The following is a 17,785-nucleotide window of genomic DNA, read 5'->3' as shown; positions in this document are numbered from 1 at the left end:
CCCTCATGCCCTGGACTCTGAAACGGTTGATGTGTTGGAGCGGAAGTCTGAGCTGCGGCTGCAGCGGCTGGCGTTCTGGAAGCAGTTGGCGGCGCAGGTCGCGGCCGGAATGGCAGCGGACACTGCGGATTTCGTGGAGTTTCAGGAGGCGATGGCGCCGCCGGACGCCACAGACTCCGAGCGGGCGTTCGTGGAGATGTCCACGACGGCGGAAGTCGCCGGGGTCCTGACGCTCAGCCCTGGCGCCGCTACGGCGTTCATCAGCCAGTCACGCAAAGTCTGTGCGATGCCGGCGGTCGCGGGTGCGCTGGCTGCGGGGTCGATGTCGTGGCGGCACGCGGTGATCGTCGCCGACGAAACCGACTGCCTCGCCACCGAAGGTGCTGCCGCGCTGGTCGCCCACTTCTTCGACCCCGACGCCCCCAACCGCGCCCGCGGGTTGGCACCCGGTGACCTCGTGCCGCACCTGTTCCGCCGGAAAGTCAGGACCTGGCGCGAACGCACCTACCCCGCCTCCCTCGCAACCCGGCATACGAGGTGTGTGGCGGACCGGCGGATGGAATACCGCCCAGACGCCGACGGGATGACATCGATTACCCTGATCCTGCCCGCTGACACCGCCTGCGCCATCTGGAACAAGACCACAGCGATCGCCCGCGGTCTCCAAGGCCCCGGCGAGACCCGCACCCTCACCCAGCTCCGCCCCGACACCGCCGCCAGACTCCTCCTCGGCGAACCAGGCAACGACCTCTCACAACCAGCGACGCCCAAAGCCGACGTCCTGGTGACCGTCCCGCTGTTCGCACTGGTGGGCATCACTGATGAACCGGCAGATTTGGACGGGTACGGGCCCATCCCGGCGGCCATGGCACGGAAACTCGTCGCCGACGGGGCGACCTCGTTTTACCGGGTCCTCGTCGATCCCCGCGACGGTGCGCCCTTGGAGATCGGCCGGACAAGCTACCGGCTCACGGAGGCGATGAAACGCTGGATCAGGATGCGCGACGGGCACTGCACCTTCCCCGGCTGCACCAACCCCAGCACAGACAACGACACCGACCACCTCACCGCCTGGCACCACCACGGGACAACAGGTGTCAGCAACCTGGCACAGCTCTGCCCCAAACACCACCGCCTCAAACACCACAGCCGCTGGACCCCCACACCAGCCACCGAGACTGAACCACCCGGCTGGACCTCACCCGCAGGCCGCCACTACCCAGCCCAACACCCCCACCCACAACCACCACACTGGCCACCCGGACTCCTCAAACTCGAACAGGACAGGGCCCTGACCGAATACTTCATCGCGGCTGGCGACTGTGCGCTGGCGGGAGACCCTGCAGCGAACGGGGACGTAGGCGGGGTCGGGGAGCCCGGCGTGACCGCAGACGTGCGCGTGGGCAACGATGTGATCTTGTCGGGCGGGACGGATGCGCCCGAAAGAATAGGCCAAGCGCAGGAACCGGCGAAACAAACGCGTCCAAAGCAACTGCCGGAGGAAAGAACTGCCCACGGATCAGATGATGCGTCGTGGTCGTTGGAGGAGCAGATACTTGCCGGTATTGTCGTCTGTCCGGAACACCTGCTCGCGGACCCACCCCACGACGAAACAGTGGACAGGGAACTACTCGGTGAAGACCTCATCGAACCCGGCGATCTCTCCCCGGACGATCCGCTGTGGGAGGCCTTCTACGCAACACCCTTCATACTGCCCGCCGATCCATGGGGAAACCGCACAGACTGGTTGCTCCACGCCTAGCAGCCGCCAACTCCACAAGGACCAGGCATAGCAGAGGCTTGGTTTTCTCTTGTGCACAGCGAAGGGCCCGGATGTGGACAGGAGCTGCGCGACATGCCGCTATTCGCTGCGGGTGCCGAAAACAATCTCGTCCCAGGACGGGACACTGGACCGCTTGGGGCGGGCAGGCTGACGCTCGGGCGCCTCAGCCTCCGGCGACTGCCCCTTCACGCTTGACTGGCCGTCGTCGTTCCTCGACGCGAACCGGCGCTGGCCGCCGCCCAGCAGTTCGTCCAAGCCGGCATTGGTGCTGCCGTCACGCCGGGAGGGAGCCTCGTCGGAGGTTGTCTCGGCGGGGCGTTCGGGAGCGGGCTGGCCGTTCTGCGAGGGTGCGCTGTTCTGCGGGGACGCGACGATGGTGACTTCGCGCGTTTCCGTGCTGACGCCGTCGTGCAGTTTCAGGACGTCGTCCTCAACGTCACGGTGATGCGGGATCAGGCTCAGGCGGGACAGCATGGAGGGCCTGGCGTCGCGGCGTCGGATGAAGGAGTCGCCCTTTGCTGCGGGAGCATCCGGTTCATCGTCCTGCTGCGCGTTGTCCGGTTCTTCGACACCGGCCTCAACGTCCGCCACGGGTTCAGGGACAACCTCCGAAGGCCGCGGGTGCGCCGCCGGCACACCCTGGGTCAGGAGCATGGCGAGGGCATCATCGGAGTCCTCGTCGACGCCCAGGCGCTGGCCGCGGCGGGAACGGAGCATGTCGAGCAGCCCATCGGCTTCCTTGCCGGGACCTGCAACGACACCCTGCGGGCCAGTCCGCACCGCATCGGCGTCGGTTTCGAAATCGAACGGGCGGTCAGAGACGGCCGACAGGCGGCGGGCCGGAACGGGTCCATCCAGGGGCTCCAGTTCGCTAAGCTGCTGGGCCCAGCGGTTGGCGTTTTGGAGTGCCTTCCGGACGGGGTTGAAAGTCCACGTAGCCGGAGGTTCCTCGCCGATTCCGGCAGTGCCATCCGTCTTTGCCATGAAACTGGCGGTAACGGTCCAGGTTCCGTCCTGCCTGCGCCAGGAATCCCATTCCACTGCTGAGGGGTCGATGCCGTGAGCGGTCAACCGGTGCGAGACCATTTCATCCAGGGTGGCGGGGTTGTCGCCGAAAGCGGACCTGTATACGTCATGGCCGGGGGAGGGCGTGGCTACTTCGACCTTGCGGGCCTGCTGCGCAATGTATTCCCGTTCGGCAAGGACCGGGCCTTCGTAGCGCTCGACTTTTGCAAGCGGCAGCCCGGAAAGTTGTGCGACGTCTGCGGCCGTGGCGCCGGCGCGGATCCGCGCCTGGATGTCCCGGGGGGACATCGGAATGGCAGGCCGTTCCAGCGTCGGCTTCGGAGCCGACCGGCCCGCTGTTCGGAGCGCTTCATCGATCGGCAGCCGGAACATCTCGCCGCCGGCCCCGCTCAACAGGAGGTGAGTCCCGTCGTCGTGCACGCCTACAAGCCGTAGATCCTGCATACAAATCCTCCACCCTGGCATCACTATCAATCGAAACTCTGCCACCCGGTGGGCGTTAATTGCCTCAAGGGGCAGGGCGCGCCGCGATATTCCGGCGTTTCCGGCGATGCCACCGCGTTTCTATCCGAGAGCGAAGGTCCCTGCGTTGCTAACCGTTCCGTTCCCTGGCCCGCACGGGCTTTAACCGACGTATCAGTTGCGGCTGAGGGCCGCCGCGAGTTCTTCCGGGTGCCGCGTCGAGGTCAGCCAGTAGGGCGTCTTGTCGGCAGGATCGGTGATCTCCACCTTGACTACGGGGTCGATCCACCCTCGGATGCAAAGGTAGGCCAGGCCGTTGAGCCTGGTGCCCCGCTCCGCCGTTGCTTCCCCGCCGCTGAAGTGTTCGACGGCGCCGACGAACCTGCGTTCGATGGTGGCGCGGCCGACGGTGAAGGTTTCCGGGGTGACCAGGAGGGTCGGTGTCGACAGGATCAGGAGCACCGCCATGATGGCGAAAAGGACCACTGCCGCAGTGATGCCGGCAAACATGCTGATCGGCGCGAACACCAGGATTCCCGCCGCCGAGATTCCAGCCGCAATGATCCAGATCCACACGTTGGGCCAAAGCTTCTCCCTATAAGTGGCCGAAGACCCTGTAGACGGGCTGGGCGTGGGGGCTGGGGAGCTTGTTTCGGGCATAGGCCAAGCTTTCCACCTTTGCCGGGCTATTTCATCTTGGCGTGCAAACCGCACGTGCCGTTCTCCCCGGCCATGGGCCTTCGCCCTTCAGGGGCCCACCCTAGGTCTGATCCTGAGGCGCGGGTTAGAGTGAGTGACTGTGACTGATCAACCCGCCGCAGCAAGCACCGTTTTCGATGAAGCGCCGGAACTTCCGGCCTCCGCTCCCACCCTGCAGGTCCAGCTGAAGATGCTGGATCCGGAACTGGAAGCGCCCTCCTACGCCCATCCCGGCGACGCCGGCGCGGACCTCCGCGCGCGGCAGGACGTTACCCTGCAGCCCGGTGAGCGCAGGCTCGTTCCAACGGGCGTAGCCATCGCCCTTCCCGAGGGATTCGTGGCCCTGATCCACCCCCGTTCCGGCCTCGCCACCAAGCACGGCCTCACCATCGTCAACGCCCCGGGAACGGTCGACGCCGGCTACCGCGGCGAGATTTCGGTCACGCTCCTGAACACTGATGTGAGCCAGGCCATCGAGCTGCGGCGCGGCGATAGAATTGCCCAGATGGTCATCCAACGCGTCGAGCATGCACAGTTCGTTCCAGTCACGGAATTGAGCGGCTCCGTGCGCGGCACCGGGGGCTTCGGCTCCACCGGCGGATTCAATCTGCCCGGAGCCTGATTCGGCCCGTGGCAGCTGGTGCCACGGCCAACGCAGTACGGCGACGGTACCTCCCAGGGCCGGACCGGAACATTCACATTAAAGGAGAAACATCCTCATGGCCTTTGGGTTCGGCAGGAAAGCCAAGACGGAGCAACCGGACGCACCGGACGGGTTGCTCGCTGACGATGCGCCCGCAGACGGCGAAGCGGAGGCAGCCGACCAGCGAGCCAATGGCCCCTTGGATGAGTCTGAAATCAGCAGCCGCGACGGTTATGTGGATCTCGGCGCCCTGCTGATCACCCCAAGCGAGGGCCTCCAGCTCCGCCTCGAGGTTGAGGAAGCCACCCAGCGGGTGGTGGCAGTCACCCTGGACCTCAACGGGTCCAGCCTGCAGCTGCAGGCCTTTGCCGCGCCCAAGACCGAAGAGCTCTGGGAAGAGATCCGCAGCCAGATTGGCCAGTCGGTGGGTGCGCAGGGCGGCCAGGTGGAGGACATCGAAGGCCCCTTCGGAACAGAACTCGTGGCAAAGCTTCCTGCTGGTCTTCCCGACGGCAGCCAGGGATTCCGCGTGGCGCGCTTCATCGGCGTCGACGGCCCCCGCTGGTTCCTTCGTGGCGTGCTCGGCGGACCTGCTGCGCTTGAACGTGACGCGGCCGAACCGCTCGAAGCACTGTTCCGGAAGGTGGTGGTGGTCCGGGGTGACAGTCCCATGCCACCACGCGACCTTCTCCAGTTGCGTCTCCCCAAGGATGCCACCACCACACCGCCTCCGGGCGCTCCGAACCTCTCGGAGCCGGAACGCGGCCCCGAAATCACCCAGATTGGCTGAAGCCATGGGTGGGGGATCGCCGGCGTCGCATGGCAGGGCTCCTGTTCCCCTGGACCAACTGCCGGACAAGGGGCGCGTCCTGTGCCAGGGCCGCATCGAATCCGTCACCTACGTTCCCGCTGACCGGACAGCAGCCTTCAGCGCTATCGTCTCCGACTCCGGTGCGCTCCGTCCAGGGTCCGTCCGGGCCGGCGCCGAGAGGGCGCGCCTGCGGGTGGTGTGGCTGGGCCGGCGCCGGGTTCCCGGCATTGAAGCCGGGAACGAACTCAAGCTCGAAGGCATGCTGTCCAGGAGCGAGGGGATGCCCACCATTTTCAACCCGCGCTACGAGATACTTTCCCATCAGGAGAACGAATGACCGCGCACCAGCCAGACCCGTCGCCCGGCGCGGCCCACCCGGACACCACCGGCAACTCCGCAGCTAACGGCGGGCAGGACGGTCAGTCACGGTCCACCAGGGACCAGGCCAGCGACTTCCAGGCCGATGACACCCGGGACAACAGCCCGCGGAACAGCGGGGAGTCCTCGCCAATGGCAGGCATGGCCGCCGACTACGCCGCCAAAGCGGGGCTGCACAGGACCCACGACGGGCGCGTCGACGTCCTGAAGAGCGCAGGCGGGGTCCAGGGCATCGCCGAGAGCATCCTGCCCGGGCTGGTCTTCCTCATTGCCTTCACGGTGACCCAGGACCTCACCCCCTCTCTGGTGGCGGCGCTGGCTTCGGCGGCGGTGTTCACTGTGGTGCGGCTGGTGCAGCGGCGGCCGCTGACCCAGGCTCTCGCCGGCGTAGTCGGCGTCGGGATTTCCGCGTGGCTTGCCAACACCACGGGCAAAGCCGAGGATTTCTACCTGCCCGGGTTCTTCACCAACGGGGCATACATCATTGCGATGGTGATCTCGATCTTCGTGAAATGGCCGGTTGCAGGGCTGCTGTTCGGCTTCATCCGCAACGAAGGGCTGGACTGGCGCAAGGAACCGACCCGTGTGCGTGCCTACCAGCTGGGCACCTGGATCATTGTCGGCGTCCTGGCACTGCGGCTCCTGGTGCAGGTCCCGCTGTACCTGATGGGACCGGAGGGACTCGCAGCCCTGGCCACCACGCGCCTGATCATGGGCGCCCCGCTGTACATCCTGGGCGTCTGGATAGCCTGGCTGGTCACCCGTCCCGCTGCCGCCGCGGATGCAGCAGGCAGCGAAACGGCGCCGAAGGGCTAGGCTCGCCGGGGTTCCCCCGCCACAGCCCAGGCCGGCACCGGTGGCCCGGCCGGGCCACGCACAGGCGCCGGTCCGGCTACCCGTCGAACCCGTCGTCCTCCAGGGACGACTGCCGGGCCTGCCGGGAATCCCGCGCCGTACCGGGACGCCCAGCATCAGCCGGTGCGGCGTCACCGTTCCCGGGGGCAGCATCGGCGTCCTCCGCACCGCCACTCACGGCGCCGCCGTGATCCCCGCCGGCAGATGCTGTACCTGCGCCTGACGGCACCTGACCGCCGGGTGTTCCGCCTTCCTCCGGCTGCGCCGCTGATTCGGCAGCATCGGGGGAGAGGAGGGCACGCAACTCGTCCTCCGCCGCGATGGTGGTCACGAAGAACAGTTCGTCGCCGCCGTCGATGACGTCATCCCGGCTGGGCGTGATGGGCGCATGGTCCCGCAGGATTGCCACCAGGGTGGAATCATCGGGCCACTCGATGTCGCCCACGGTGCTCCCGATGACATGCGAGTCGTGGGGAACCGTGAACTCCACCAGCGAGGCAACGCCCGTCTGGAGGGTCAGGAGCCGGACCAGGTCGCCGATTTCCACGGCCTCTTCCACCAGTGCAGTCATCAGCTGCGGGGTGTTGACAGCAACGTCCACGCCCCAGGAGTCGTTGAACATCCAGTCGTTCTTGGGGTTGTTGACGCGGCCCACCGTACGGCCTACGCCGAACTCGGTTTTGGCCAGCAACGAGACCACAAGGTTGACCTTGTCATCGCCCGTGGCGGACACCACCACGTCGGCTTCCTCAACCTTCGCCCCTTGGAGTGTGCTCAGCTCGCAGGCGTCACCCACCATCCAATGCGCGCCCCGAAGGCCGCTGCGGCCGATGACCTCGGGCTTAAGGTCGATCAGGAGGATCTCGTGCTTGTGGGACAGCAATTCCCTGGCAATGGACGATCCGACGCTGCCCGCGCCAACGATCACGACTTTCACTGCAACTCCTTAGCGGGGGCTTTGGCCAGGACCTGGGCGACCTGGGAGGTGCGGTCCACCTGGAGCATGGCGTGCACGGTGTCGCCGTCCTGGTAGGCCGTGCCGGCATCCGGCAACATCCCTTCTCCGAAACGGGTGAGGAACGCCACGCGAACGCCGGCAGCCTTCTCGATGCTGCTGATCCTGTGGCCCACCCACCCGGCGTCCAGGTCCAGCTCCGCCAGCACCAGGCGTCCGGAGGGTTCGCGGTAGTCGCCGGCAAGATGCTGCTCCGGAAGGATCCGGCGGAGCACCTGGTCGGCGCTCCAGCGGACCGCCGCTACCGTAGGGATGCCCAGGCGCTGATAGATCTCGGCGCGGCCGGGATCGTAGATCCTCGCCACCACATGCGGTACATGGAAGGTCTCGCGGGCCACCCGGGTGGCCAGGATGTTCGAGTTGTCGCCGCTTGATACAGCTGCGAAGGCGTAGGCCTCTGCCACGCCGGCCTGTTTGAGCGTTTCCCGGTCGAAGCCGACGCCGGTGACCTTCCGCCCGGTGAACCCCTGCCGGAGCCGGCGGAACGCGCGGTCGTCCTGGTCGATGATGGCCACTGAGTGCCCGGCATCTTCGAGCGTGTGCGCCAGTGTCGCCCCCACCCGGCCACATCCCATGATCACGAAATGCGCCACCGTATCTCCTCTGTATTCCGGTCCAGCTTCTGCAGCTAGAACTCTACCGGCAGCGCCCCTGCTTCCTGCCGCCCGGCTGCCGTCATGACATCATCCGGGAATCAGACTAGCTTTGTGGAGTGCTGACAATATTCAACGCGGTTAAGCGCGTTCTGGTGGGCAGGCCGTTCCGGAATGACAGGATGGCCCATACCCTGCTTCCGAAGAAGATCGCCCTTCCGATCTTCGCGTCTGATGCACTGTCCTCCGTCGCGTACGCGCCGGACGAAATCCTGCTCACCCTGGCCCTTGCCGGTGTCAGTGCCGTGGCCTTTTCCCCGTGGGTTGGCCTGGCCGTCATGGTGGTCCTGCTGACCGTGGTGGCGTCCTACCGGCAAAATGTCCACGCCTACCCGTCCGGTGGTGGCGATTACGAGATCGCCAATGAGAACCTGGGCAAGTACGCCGGGCTCACTGTCGCCTCAGCACTCCTGGTGGACTATGTCCTCACCGTGGCGGTGTCCATGTCCTCGGCGGCGGCTTATTTGACGACGGCGGTGCCCTCGCTCCACGGCCAGCAGGCCGCCATTGCCACCATCGGTGTGATCATCCTGGCCCTGGTCAACCTGCGCGGCATCAAGGAAGCCGGCAGCGTCTTCGCCGTCCCCACGTATATCTTCATGGCCTCCATCTTTGGCATGACGGCGGTGGGCGTCTACCAAGTGGCCACCGGGCAGTTGGGCGAGGCCCCCTCCGCCGCCTTCACGATCGTCCCTGCGGCAGGCTTCGACGAGGGCCTTGTGGGACTTGCCGGCGCCTTCCTCCTGCTGCGGGCCTTCTCCTCGGGGGCGGCGGCCCTCACCGGCGTCGAGGCGATCAGCAATGGCGTGCCGAATTTCCGTCCGCCCAAGAGCAAGAATGCCGCCACCACGCTGCTTCTGCTTGGCGTTATCGGCGCGTCGATGCTGGCCGGGATCATGTTCCTGGCGCAGGCAACAAAGGTCCACATTGTCCTGGACCCGGCCAGGGAGTTCCTTCTCAACGGCAGTCCGCTGCCCGAGGACTACATCCAGAACCCGGCCATCAGCCAGATTGCCCAGACGATTTTCGGCCCGGGCTCGATTCCGTTCTACATTGTGGTGGCCGCCACCGGCGTCATCCTGGTGTTCGCCTCCAACACTGCGTTCAACGGGTTTCCGGTTTTGGGTTCCATCCTCGCCCAGGACGGGTACCTGCCGCGCCAGCTCCGCACCAGGGGTGACCGGTTGGCCTTCAGCAACGGTGTCCTGGCCCTGGCTGCCGGTGCCCTGGTGCTGATCATCGCGTTCAACGCCGATGTCACCAAGCTCATCCAGCTCTACATCGTTGGCGTCTTCATTTCCTTCACGGCCAGCCAGCTCGGCATGATCCGGCACTGGGGCCGGGAGCTGAAGCTCGCCAAGGACAAGGCCGTGCGGCGCAGGATGGTGAAGTCCCGCACCATCAACACCATCGGCTTCGGCATGACAGCGCTGGTCCTCGTGATCGTGCTCATCACCAAGTTCGAACAGGGAGCCTGGATTGCGCTGCTCGCCATGTTCATCCTGTTCCTCATCATGTGGAGCATCCGGGCCCACTACGACAACGTGGCCAAGGAACTGGCCGTGGACGAGGACTCTTCGCCCCGCGCGCTGCCCACCCGCGTCCACGCCGTCCTCCTGGTGTCCCACGTGCGCAAGCCGGTGCTCCGCGCCCTGGCCTACGCCCGCGCGTCGCGCCCGTCCCGGCTGGATGCCATCACCGTCGACATCGACGCCGCCGAAACCGCGCACACCGTCAACGACTGGGAGAAACTGGACATCCCCGTTCCCCTGACGGTGCTGGCGAGCCCTTACCGCGAAACCGTCACGCCCATCATGGAATACATCAAACAGATGCGCCTCGACTCACCGCGCGACCTGGTGGTGGTCTACATCCCCGAATACGTGGTGGGCAAGTGGTGGGAGCAGCTGGTCCACAACCAGACGGCCCTGCGCATCAAGACCAGGCTGCACTTCGAACCCGGAGTCATGGTGGCCAGCGTGCCATGGCAGCTCAAATCATCCGAAGAAGCCAAGAACCTCCAGGACGTGCAATGACCCCCAGAACTTCCACCGCCGCCGCCGGCGCCACAACAGATCCGCGCTCCGGGGAGGAACTCGTCGTCGAGGTCGGACCCGTCGCCCACGGCGGCCACTGCGTAGCCCGCCACGAAGGACGCGTCATCTTCGTCCGCCACGGCATCCCCGGGGAAAAGGTCCGGGTGCGCCTCACCGACGCAGGAGACAACGCGAAGTTCTGGCGCGCCGACGTCGTGGACGTAGTGGACGCGTCACCCGACCGTGTGAACCACTTTTGGCATGCAGCCGATTCCACCCGGGCTTGGGCGCACGGGCATCCTCCGGTGGGCGGTGCGGAGTTCGGCCACATCAGCCTTGACAGGCAGCTCCGGCTCAAGGCCGAGGTGCTGGACGAACAGCTCAGGCGGTTGGGCGGGGCGGGACAGCCTCCGGCCAGCTGGAGCGGCGCCGTGGAGGCCGTGGGGGAAGCGGCCGACGGCGGGACGGGCCTTGGGTGGCGCACGCGGGCCAGCTTCTCGGTGACACCCTCGGGGAAGCTGGGCATGCACGCGCACCGCTCCACGCAGGTCCTCCCGGTTCGGGAGATGCCGCTCGCCACGGACGCCATCAATGCCCTGCAGCTGTGGAACATCGACCTGCAGGGCATCGAACGGGTGGAAGTCGCGGCCCCGGCCAACGGTTCCCGCCCGCTGGTGCTGCTGGCTCCGGCGGAGGGAACGAAACCCAAACGCCTGGCAGCCGTTGCAGCGGCCCTGCCGGATGACGTGTCGGCAGCCGGGCTCGACCCCCTCTCGGGGGAGGTGACCCGGTTGCGCGGCCGTTCGTGGGTACAGGAATCCGCGGCCGGACACGACTACCGGGTCACCGGCGCCGGGTTCTGGCAGATCCACCGCGACGCGCCCGGGACACTTGTGGGGGCTGTCACAGATTTCCTGCATGGTGGCGGGTTCCTGCACCGCGGTGCCGTGGTTGCGGACCTTTACGCCGGCGCCGGACTGTTCACCGCGGTGCTGGCCGACGCCGTGGGGGAGACCGGCTCGGTCCTCTCCGTTGAGGGCGCACCGGGAACCAGCAGGGATGCGCGCAAGAACCTGCACGCTGCCCCGCAGGTGGAAATTGTCCAGGGCCGGGTGGAGCGTGTCCTCCGCCAGAAACCGCGGAATTTCGACGCCCTGGTCCTGGACCCGCCCCGCGCCGGTGCCGGCAAGGCTGTTGTACGGCAACTGGCGGACGCGCACCCGCGGGCCATTGCCTACGTATCCTGCGATCCGGCGTCGTTCGCCCGTGACGTGTCCTACTTCCGGGACGCGGGCTGGGAGCTCGCCCACCTGCGGGCCTTCGACATCTACCCGCACACGCACCACTTGGAGACGGTGGCGCTGCTGACGCCCCGTTCCTGACGGCACCATCCATGATGGCCACGGCGTTTTCGACTACGATGGCCGTAGTAGTCCCACGTCGCGCCCCGTATTCGCGGGCGGCTGTGTGCCATTTTCGGGTCCTGAGCTAATTAGGACCACCTAACTAGCAGGCGGTCAACCGCGCGACAAAGATGAAACTGTTGCGAGAGGAGTCCTGCGATGAGCACTGTGGACAGCTTCGGTTCAAAAGGCAAACTTAATGTAGCCGGAACCGAGTATGAAATTTTCCGGTTGAACTCCGTTGAAGGTGCAGAAAACCTTCCGTTCAGCCTCAAGGTATTGCTTGAAAACCTGCTGAGGACCGAGGACGGCGCGAACATCACTGCCGATCACGTCCGCGCCCTGGCAGGCTGGGATCCCAACGCGGAACCCGATACAGAAATCCAGTTCACGCCGGCACGCGTGATCATGCAGGACTTCACCGGCGTCCCCTGCGTGGTGGACCTGGCGACGATGCGTGAAGCCGTCAAGGAACTTGGCGGCGACCCCAAGCGCGTCAACCCGCTGGCACCGGCCGAAATGGTCATCGACCACTCGGTGCAGATCGATGCCTTCGGCAACTCCGGCGCGCTGGAGCGCAACATGGAGATCGAATACCAGCGCAATGGTGAGCGCTACCAGTTCCTTCGGTGGGGCCAGACCGCGTTTGACGACTTCAAGGTTGTCCCCCCGGGAACCGGCATCGTGCACCAGGTCAACATCGAATACCTGGCCCGCACGGTCATGACCCGCGAAGTAGTAGGCGCCCTGCGTGCCTACCCGGACACCTGCGTCGGCACCGACTCCCACACCACCATGGTCAACGGCCTGGGTGTGCTCGGCTGGGGCGTCGGCGGCATCGAGGCCGAGGCTGCCATGCTCGGCCAGCCGGTCTCCATGCTCATCCCGCGTGTTGTCGGCTTCAAGCTCAGCGGCAGCATCCCGGCCGGCGCCACCGCCACCGACGTTGTGCTGACCATCACCGAAATGCTTCGCAAGCACGGCGTGGTGGGCAAGTTCGTGGAGTTCTACGGCGAAGGCGTTGCAGCCGTCCCGCTGGCAAACCGCGCCACCATCGGAAACATGAGCCCGGAGTTCGGCTCCACGGCCGCCATGTTCCCCATTGATGACGTCACCCTGGACTACCTGCGCCTCACCGGCCGGGCTGACCAGAACGTAGCCCTGGTGGAGGCCTACGCCAAGGAACAGGGCCTCTGGCACGATCCGTCACGCGACATCAAGTTCTCCGAGTACCTGGAACTGGACCTGTCCACGGTTGTTCCGTCCATCGCCGGCCCCAAGCGTCCGCAGGACCGCATCGAACTGACCGAGGCCAAGGACGAGTTCCGCCACGACCTGAAGAACTACGTCTCCCACGACGCCAACGCCGGCACCCTGGACGAGTCGCTCGAGGAAACCTTCCCGGCCTCGGACGCACCGTCCTTCACCGGCGGAGCGACCCACGTCTCGGATACGGACCGCGAACCGCCGAAGTACTCGGCAGGCCACGGGGGAGCAGGACGCCTCTCCCAGCCGGTCCCGGTCAAGATGGCTGATGGCCGCGAGTTCGAACTGGACCACGGTGCAGTCACCATCGCCTCCATCACCTCCTGCACCAACACCTCCAACCCGTCCGTCATGCTGGCCGCCGCCGTCCTGGCACGCAACGCCGTGGACAAGGGCCTGACGTCCAAGCCGTGGGTCAAGACCTCCGTCGCCCCCGGCTCGAAGGTTGTCACGGACTACTACGAAAAGTCCGGCCTGACCCCGTACCTGGAGAAGCTCGGCTTCTACATCGTGGGCTACGGCTGCGCCACCTGCATCGGCAACTCCGGTCCGCTGGAGACCGAAGTTTCGGAAGCCATCCAGGCCAACGACCTCGCCGTCGCTGCTGTCCTCTCGGGCAACCGCAACTTCGAAGGCCGCATCAACCCGGACGTGAAGATGAACTACCTGGCGTCCCCGCCGCTGGTCATCGCCTACGCCCTGGCCGGATCCATGGACTTCGACTTCGAAACCGACGCCCTGGGCCAGGACCAGGCCGGCAACGATGTCTTCCTGAAGGACATCTGGCCCAACCCGGTTGAAGTCCAGCAGGTCATCGATTCCTCGATCGACAAGGAAATGTTCGCCAAGGGCTACGAAGGCGTCTTCGAGGGTGACGACCGCTGGAAGGCGCTCGACACTCCCGCCGGTGACACCTTCGCCTGGGATCCGAGCTCCACCTACGTCCGGAAACCCCCGTACTTCGAGGGCATGCAGGCGCAGCCGGAGCCCGTCAAGGACATCACGGGCGCCCGCGTGCTCCTGAAGCTGGGCGATTCGGTCACCACCGATCACATCTCCCCGGCCGGTTCCTTCAAGTCGGACACCCCGGCCGGCCAGTACCTGCTGGCCAACGGTGTGGAGCGCAAGGACTTCAACTCCTACGGTTCCCGCCGCGGCAACCACGAGGTGATGATCCGCGGAACGTTCGCGAACATCCGCATCAAGAACCAGATCCTGGACGGCGTCGAAGGTGGCTTCACCCGCGACTTCACCCAGGACGGCGGCCCGCAGGCCTACGTTTACGACGCCTCGCAGAACTACCAGGCGGCCGGCACCCCGCTGGTGGTCCTGGCAGGCAAGGAATACGGTTCCGGTTCCTCCCGTGACTGGGCGGCCAAGGGCACCGCGCTGCTGGGCGTCAAGGCTGTCATCGCCGAGAGCTACGAGCGCATCCACCGCTCCAACCTCATCGGCATGGGTGTCCTGCCGCTGCAGTACCCGGCCGGCGAAAACGCTGCCAGCCTGGGTCTCACCGGCACGGAAACCTTCTCGGTCGAGGGCGTCACCGCCCTGAACGAAGGCACCACACCCAAGACCCTCAAGGTCACGGCAATTGCCGAAGACGGCTCTTCGAAGACCTTCGACGCCGTCCTTCGCATCGATACGCCGGGTGAAGCGGACTACTACCGCAACGGCGGCATCCTGCAGTACGTGCTGCGCCAGATCTCCGCGAACTAGCGGAGCCTGCCAGCAGGCAGAGCCTCTCCGAAGCCCCGGCCGGTCACCGACCAGCCGGGGCTTCGGCCGTCCGGCTGGGCCTTGTCCGCGGACCAAGGCGTTAGAGTTAAACGGCACGTCTACCACCCGAAGGAGGGGTCATTGGGAATCTTGGACACCATCCGGAATCCGCAGGACCTGAACGATCTATCCGAAGAGCAGCTGGAACAGCTGGCCTCGGAGATCAGGGAATTCCTGATTACCAACGTTTCCCAGACGGGCGGCCACCTCGGACCCAACCTCGGCGTCGTGGAACTTACGCTGGCCGTGCACCGCATCTTCGACTCACCGCGTGACAGCATCGTCTTCGACACCGGACACCAGTCCTATGTCCATAAGCTGCTGACCGGGCGGCAGGATTTCAGCACCCTGCGCCAGCAGGGCGGCCTCTCCGGGTACCCGTCGCGGGCCGAGTCGGAGCACGACGTCGTGGAAAGCTCGCACGCGTCCTCGTCACTGTCCTGGGCCGACGGGATCTCCCGCGCCCGGCAGCTCACCGGCGAAGGCGACCGCCACGTCGTCGCCGTCGTGGGGGATGGCGCGCTGACCGGCGGGATGGCCTGGGAGGCCATCAACAACATCGCGGCCGACAAGAAGCGCCGCGTGGTCATTGTCGTCAACGACAACGGCCGCTCCTACGCACCCACGGTGGGTGGTTTCGCCGATTATCTCGCGTCCCTGCGCCCCACCATCGACTCCTTCCGTGCAGCACCTGCCTACGAGGTGGCGCTGGACTGGTGGAAGAAGAAACTCCAGAACGGCGGCCCGGCGGGCCAGTTTACCTACAAGAGCCTCCACGCCATGAAGAAGGGCGTCAAGGACTGGTGGGCGCCGCAGGGCATGTTTGAAGACCTCGGCATGAAATACATCGGTCCCGTGGACGGGCACAACCTCCAGGCCCTGGAACACGCCCTCGCCACCGCACGGAATTACCACGGCCCGGTGATCGTCCACGCCATGACCGAAAAGGGCCACGGCTACGCTCCCGCCCGCGCCCACGAGGCAGACCAGTTCCATGCCGTCGGCATCATCGATCCGGAAACTGGCGAACCTACCGGTACTGCGGGAGCAAAGTCCTGGACGTCGGTCTTTGCCGACGAAATCGCCGCCATCGCCGACGAGCGCAAGGACGTTGTGGGCATCACCGGCGCCATGCTCATCCCGGTGGGCCTGCACAAGTTTGCCGCCAAGCACCCGGACCGGGTCATCGACGTCGGAATTGCTGAACAGCATGCCCTGACGTCCGCAGCCGGCATGGCCTTCGGCGGACTGCACCCCGTGGTGGCCGTCTACGCCACCTTCCTCAACCGTGCCTTCGACCAGCTGCTCATGGACGTTGCCCTGCACAAGGCCGGCGTCACCATCGTCCTGGACCGGGCGGGTGTCACCGGCCCGGACGGCGCGAGCCACCACGGCATGTGGGACATGTCCATGGTCCAGATTGTCCCCGGCCTCCACTTGGCAGCGCCCCGCGACGCGTCACGCCTGCGCGAGGAGCTGCGCGAAGCCGTGGCCATCAATGACGCGCCCACCGTGGTGCGTTTCTCCAAGGGATCCGTCGGCGCCGAAATCGAAGCGCTGGAACGCCTCAGCGACGGCGTTGACGTCCTGGCACGCCGGCCCGCGGGCTCCACCGCCAACGATGTCCTCATCGTCAGTGTCGGCGCCATGTCCGAGCTCGCCCTCGACGTGGCGAACCGGCTCGGCGCGCAGGGGATCAGCACCACCGTGGTGGACCCCCGCTGGGTGCTTCCGGTCCGCCGTTCCATCATTGCCCTGGCCTCGCACCACCGCCTGGTGATCTGCATCGAGGACGGCGTCCGCGCCGGCGGAGTGGGATCGCGGATCCGGCAGGAAATGCGGGCGGCAGGGGTGGACACCGCACTGAACGAGGTGGGCCTTCCGGTCGAGTTCCTGGACCACGGCACCCGCAGCGAGGTGCTGGAGCGCGTTGGCCTCACCGCCCAACAGATCACGCACGACGTCGTCGCACAGGTTTTGGGGACAAAGGTCCCCTTTGCGCGTCCATTGCCGGGGCAGCAACACCCCACCACCGGCAGCCTTCCCATCCTGTGAGGCGGGAAGACAGGCTGAAGGACCAACGCGGGCCCGCGTATCCCGGCATGATGCCCACCCTGGCGGCGTCCGGACCTACATCGACCTGGCCGTGGGCCATGAGTGGAACCCCATTCGGCCGCACGTCACGGAATTCCACGTCATCGACATGGACCTGGACGTGGTCAGCACAGCGGGCCGCGGCGTCTTCATCGACGACGAGGACGAGTTCGAGGACCACCGCGCCGCCATGAACTACCCCGCTGCACTGGCGGAGTCCCTCGAGGCTTCCGCCGCAGAACTTTTCCAGGCCGTTAAGGCGCAACAGGCACCGTTCGACGGCACGGACGTCGGCTGGTTTACCAAGGGACGAATATGAGCGACAACATGCGGGTCTACAAACGCGACGACGAGGGCGCCCTCCACTTCCGGGAGGCCTGGTACGACGAAGAGTACGGCCAGTTCGTCATGAATTTTGGTGTCGTGGGGCACCAGAGCAAGACCCAGGAGACCGACGTACCGGATGCTGACGCCGCAGAAGGACTGATGGATGCCTTCGCCGCGCAGTGCACTGAGGATGGCTACGCCGAGATCCCCGCCGAAGACCAGTTCTGGGTAGTGGCCCAGTTTGCCCTGAAAACCCGTGAAGGCACGGCCCGCGACCACCACCTTGCCCAGAAGGCGTCCGACGCCCTCATCAGCCACCTCGCCTGGCGGGGCCTGGGCACCGTGGACCGCAGCGGGTTCAGCGACTTCAAGCTCAACATCTTCTGCCTCTGCCCGGACGTGAACAAGGCCGTCGCCGCCATCAAGGTATGTGCCCGCGGTGAGGACCTCGACTTCACCAAGCTGAGCATCGGTGCTGCGCCGTTCACCGACCCGGACAACTTCAAGCTCAAGCACTCCGCCAAACCCGCCAGCAGCTTCAGCCTCTAGGAGTTC

Annotated in this window: 14 protein-coding genes and 1 pseudogene; 11 read left to right on the top strand and 4 right to left on the bottom strand. The window is 66.0% G+C overall.

Features of this window, described 5'->3' with window-relative positions:
• The first annotated feature begins 34 nt into the window (after positions 1-34).
• Entirely contained in the window at positions 35-1,762 is a 1,728-nt protein-coding gene (locus tag OVA06_RS10240; protein WP_442793538.1) for a DUF222 domain-containing protein, read from the top strand.
• A 99-nt stretch (positions 1,763-1,861) separates the two neighbouring features.
• On the opposite strand, the gene sepH is transcribed toward OVA06_RS10240, so the two are convergent.
• Positions 1,862-3,253 (bottom strand): septation protein SepH, encoded by a 1,392-nt coding sequence (gene sepH / locus OVA06_RS10235; RefSeq protein WP_268158066.1) that lies wholly within the window; start codon positions 3,251-3,253, stop codon positions 1,862-1,864.
• A 192-nt stretch (positions 3,254-3,445) separates the two neighbouring features.
• Positions 3,446-3,931 (bottom strand): DUF3093 domain-containing protein, encoded by a 486-nt coding sequence (locus OVA06_RS10230; protein ID WP_268158064.1) that lies wholly within the window; start codon positions 3,929-3,931, stop codon positions 3,446-3,448.
• Positions 3,932-4,070: 139 nt separating this feature from the next.
• Here OVA06_RS10230 and dut point away from each other — a divergent pair, with 139 nt between their 5' ends.
• From dut to OVA06_RS10210, 4 genes are all read left to right on the top strand, one after another.
• Positions 4,071-4,592, top strand: coding sequence for a dUTP diphosphatase (gene dut, locus OVA06_RS10225; RefSeq protein ID WP_056084709.1), 522 nt, complete (start codon positions 4,071-4,073; stop codon positions 4,590-4,592).
• A gap of 97 nt (positions 4,593-4,689) precedes the next feature.
• Positions 4,690-5,403, top strand: coding sequence for a DUF3710 domain-containing protein (locus tag OVA06_RS10220; protein WP_056084706.1), 714 nt, complete (start codon positions 4,690-4,692; stop codon positions 5,401-5,403).
• Between the two features lie 4 nt (positions 5,404-5,407).
• Positions 5,408-5,761, top strand: a complete 354-nt coding sequence (locus OVA06_RS10215) for a hypothetical protein (RefSeq protein WP_268158062.1) — start codon at positions 5,408-5,410, stop codon at positions 5,759-5,761.
• Entirely contained in the window at positions 5,758-6,618 is an 861-nt protein-coding gene (locus OVA06_RS10210; protein WP_268158059.1) for a DUF3159 domain-containing protein, read from the top strand. The genes OVA06_RS10215 and OVA06_RS10210 overlap by 4 nt, the downstream gene beginning before the upstream one ends.
• 274 nt (positions 6,619-6,892) lie before the next feature.
• On the opposite strand, the pseudogene OVA06_RS10205 reads toward OVA06_RS10210, so the two are convergent.
• Together OVA06_RS10205 and OVA06_RS10200 are read right to left on the bottom strand one after the other, a co-directional pair.
• Positions 6,893-7,594, bottom strand: a pseudogene (locus OVA06_RS10205) (potassium channel family protein); the annotation flags it as partial.
• The gene (locus OVA06_RS10200) at positions 7,591-8,265 is read right to left on the bottom strand and encodes a potassium channel family protein (RefSeq protein ID WP_056084700.1); all 675 of its coding nucleotides are present in this window, start codon (positions 8,263-8,265) and stop codon (positions 7,591-7,593) included. The gene OVA06_RS10200 and the pseudogene OVA06_RS10205, both read right to left, overlap by 4 nt.
• A gap of 119 nt (positions 8,266-8,384) precedes the next feature.
• Here OVA06_RS10200 and OVA06_RS10195 point away from each other — a divergent pair, with 119 nt between their 5' ends.
• The 6 genes from OVA06_RS10195 (at position 8,385) to OVA06_RS10170 (ending at position 17,779) form a co-directional block, all read left to right on the top strand.
• A complete protein-coding gene (locus OVA06_RS10195) occupies positions 8,385-10,361 on the top strand; it encodes an APC family permease (protein ID WP_056084698.1) in 1,977 nt (658 codons plus the stop codon).
• On the top strand, positions 10,358-11,743 hold the full coding sequence (locus tag OVA06_RS10190; protein WP_268158056.1) for a class I SAM-dependent RNA methyltransferase: 1,386 nt from the start codon (positions 10,358-10,360) through the stop codon (positions 11,741-11,743). The genes OVA06_RS10195 and OVA06_RS10190 overlap by 4 nt, the downstream gene beginning before the upstream one ends.
• Positions 11,744-11,923: 180 nt before the next feature.
• Positions 11,924-14,749: an aconitate hydratase gene (locus OVA06_RS10185; protein WP_268158054.1), complete on the top strand. Its 2,826-nt coding sequence runs from the start codon at positions 11,924-11,926 to the stop codon at positions 14,747-14,749.
• A gap of 141 nt (positions 14,750-14,890) precedes the next feature.
• A complete protein-coding gene (dxs, locus tag OVA06_RS10180) occupies positions 14,891-16,864 on the top strand; it encodes a 1-deoxy-D-xylulose-5-phosphate synthase (protein ID WP_056084688.1) in 1,974 nt (657 codons plus the stop codon).
• Complete coding sequence (locus OVA06_RS10175) at positions 16,806-17,222, top strand: DUF402 domain-containing protein (protein ID WP_268158052.1); 417 nt, start codon at positions 16,806-16,808, stop codon at positions 17,220-17,222. Before dxs ends, OVA06_RS10175 begins: the two co-directional genes overlap by 59 nt.
• On the top strand, positions 17,219-17,779 hold the full coding sequence (locus OVA06_RS10170) for a hypothetical protein (RefSeq protein ID WP_268158050.1): 561 nt from the start codon (positions 17,219-17,221) through the stop codon (positions 17,777-17,779). Before OVA06_RS10175 ends, OVA06_RS10170 begins: the two co-directional genes overlap by 4 nt.
• Positions 17,780-17,785 lie beyond the last annotated feature (6 nt).

The organism is Pseudarthrobacter sp. SL88, from assembly GCF_026672455.1.
GTDB lineage: Bacteria > Actinomycetota > Actinomycetes > Actinomycetales > Micrococcaceae > Arthrobacter.
Note: the sequence above shows the minus strand (reverse complement) of the source record. Positions and strands in the feature narration are given on the sequence as shown.

Excerpts from the sequence above, each read along its gene's own strand:
- OVA06_RS10215 (WP_268158062.1), top strand. The coding sequence starts at position 5,408 with ATGGGTGGGGGATCGCCGGCGTCGCATGGCAGGGCTCCTGTTCCCCTG.
- sepH (WP_268158066.1), bottom strand. The coding sequence starts at position 3,253 with ATGCAGGATCTACGGCTTGTAGGCGTGCACGACGACGGGACTCACCTC.
- OVA06_RS10170 (WP_268158050.1), top strand. The coding sequence starts at position 17,219 with ATGAGCGACAACATGCGGGTCTACAAACGCGACGACGAGGGCGCCCTC.
- OVA06_RS10190 (WP_268158056.1), top strand. The coding sequence starts at position 10,358 with ATGACCCCCAGAACTTCCACCGCCGCCGCCGGCGCCACAACAGATCCG.
- OVA06_RS10230 (WP_268158064.1), bottom strand. The coding sequence starts at position 3,931 with ATGCCCGAAACAAGCTCCCCAGCCCCCACGCCCAGCCCGTCTACAGGG.
- OVA06_RS10210 (WP_268158059.1), top strand. The coding sequence starts at position 5,758 with ATGACCGCGCACCAGCCAGACCCGTCGCCCGGCGCGGCCCACCCGGAC.
- OVA06_RS10220 (WP_056084706.1), top strand. The coding sequence starts at position 4,690 with ATGGCCTTTGGGTTCGGCAGGAAAGCCAAGACGGAGCAACCGGACGCA.
- OVA06_RS10185 (WP_268158054.1), top strand. The coding sequence starts at position 11,924 with ATGAGCACTGTGGACAGCTTCGGTTCAAAAGGCAAACTTAATGTAGCC.